At 39.4% G+C, this 1191-nt stretch carries 2 protein-coding genes and 1 pseudogene; all 3 read left to right on the top strand.

All coding sequences use genetic code 11. The annotated features are described in order from the left end of the window. Positions 1-259: pseudogene (locus F6K37_RS43465) on the top strand (hypothetical protein); the annotation flags it as partial. Beyond that, the gene (locus F6K37_RS43460) at positions 260-568 is read left to right on the top strand and encodes an AAA family ATPase (protein ID WP_353839158.1); all 309 of its coding nucleotides are present in this window, start codon (positions 260-262) and stop codon (positions 566-568) included. A 307-nt stretch (positions 569-875) separates the two neighbouring features. Further along, a partial coding sequence (locus tag F6K37_RS43455; protein WP_287257351.1) for a DUF6174 domain-containing protein occupies positions 876-1191 on the top strand: 316 nt, incomplete at its 3' end.

Here is a 1191-nt window from a genome sequence, read left to right as displayed (position 1 = left end):
TTTATTTCTATCTCATGCCGCCCAAAATAACCATCCTCAGTTAGGAAAGATATTTATCTGGTTTAGCTCTAAGTTAAAGTTAATTCCAGCAAGGTTCCAAAATCTATCTAATTTTACTGCTTTGAAATTTGATAGATATACTAATTATAGTGAAAATTTTTTAAAATTAATCAAGGGAGGTCATATCGACATATCAAATGGTATCCAACGATTATGTGAAATTGGAGGATATTGGATAAATGCTTTGGATAATGGATAAATTTTAATTATTGATCAACTAGACCGCAGCTTACATTCAGAAATATCAACCTATTTAATCAAGGAATTTAATGATAAAGCAGCTAATCAAAATAACGCTCAATTGATTGTTACTACCCACGATACAACTTTCCTAGATCGAGACATAGTAAATCAAGACCAGGTATGGTTGATGGAGAAAGATAGCAACAATAGCACTAAGCTCTATTCGTTACTAGATTTTAAAATTCGTGAGGATGAATCCCTACAGAAAGGCTACCTAAAAGGTCGATATGGAGCGGTTCCCTTTGTTAGTGGGCTGGATAGTTAGATACCTACGACAGCAGTAAACATTGATCTGACTAGACCATCAAGGGGTGCATATTCTAAAAGCTGTTTGACCCGGTGGTGCGTTACGGGACGGGCTGTTCCAACGCTGACCACGAGGCGGAAAATGAATGCGAGCCCGTCCCTAACGCACCCTACACAACTACTGCCCTCCTACGGAGAATGGCAACAAAATCACTAGGGAATTCGTCAACTATCCCGAATTATCATTGGTCGCTCTACTTGTTGACTCGAACACTATGACGCTACACTCCAGACTCTATCGCTATTGTTGGTTAGGATTACTAGTGATGATTCTGCCACTTTCCGCTTGTGCTAGTGATCCTTCCCCTGAGCAGCTATTGGAAGAAAACCAGGAACGTTGGGAAACTCAAAAGCTTGATAACTACCGGTATAGATTACAGGTAAGTTGCTATTGTATTGGTGAAGTCACCAACCCAGTTGTGGTAGAAATCCGTAATGGTGAAACGACTTCCATTGTTGCTGCTGATAGCGGCAAACCAGTTAATCGGAAATTTTTTAATACCTATGATTCGGTCTCGAAGCTATTCGATGTTGTCCAAAAGGCTATTGATCAGGATTATTATAAGCTTGATGTTACCTACG

The sequence above is a fragment of the Moorena sp. SIO4E2 genome, from assembly GCF_010671945.1.
GTDB lineage: Bacteria > Cyanobacteriota > Cyanobacteriia > Cyanobacteriales > Coleofasciculaceae > Moorena > Moorena producens.
This window is presented reverse-complemented; position numbering and strand designations above follow the sequence as displayed.